At 55.5% G+C, this 633-nt stretch carries 1 pseudogene; it reads right to left on the bottom strand.

Annotation, left to right across the window (positions count from 1 at the left end):
- A pseudogene (locus LG30_RS21735) lies at positions 1-633 on the bottom strand (transposase); the annotation flags it as partial.

Here is a 633-nt window from a genome sequence, read left to right as displayed (position 1 = left end):
CGGGCCAGCAGATTGGGAATATCCGGTCGTTCAGATTGGGCGGCCTTATAACGGTGTGCGCCCGGCTGCTTGGATGCCAGCCCGCCTTCCTTCATCAGGTTACGTACTTTGAATCGACCAATCTGATACCCCAACTCCCGCATCATCGACATCAAGGCGCGGCTGCCTGCCGAGCCCCGGCTCTCTTTAAACAAACGGCGCAACTCGCTGCGCTGTTGCATGCGCTCACGGTTAATCGCTCGCCTGCGAGCCAGATAATCGTAAAAACAGGAAGTGGGAACATCAAAAGCGCAGCAGACCAGGGTAATGGGGGCTTGCTCCCTTAATCGGTCTATCAGCGCGTACGTGTGAATTCGTCCGCCATCAAGAGAGCCGTAGCCTTTTTTAGAATGTCCTTTTCACGTTCGAGCCGGTTAATACGGGCTTCCAGCTCCTGGATTTTCTGCTGTTCCGGAGTCAGTGCTTTGCTGATAGGGGTGGTGCCGGTTCGTTCGGATTGCAGTTGCTGAACCCAGCGGCGAAGTACGGTTTCACCAACATCCAGTGAACGGCTGGCTTCGGGGACAGAATATCCCTGGTCGAGCACCAGGGATGCGGCTTCGGGTTTGAATTCGGCAGTAAATGAGCGACGTA

Origin of the sequence: Aeromonas aquatica (genome assembly GCF_000764655.1) — a bacterium.
Taxonomy (GTDB): Bacteria; Pseudomonadota; Gammaproteobacteria; order Enterobacterales; family Aeromonadaceae; genus Aeromonas; species Aeromonas aquatica.
The sequence above is the reverse complement of the archived record's forward strand: the minus strand, read 5'-3'. Positions and strand labels throughout refer to the sequence as shown.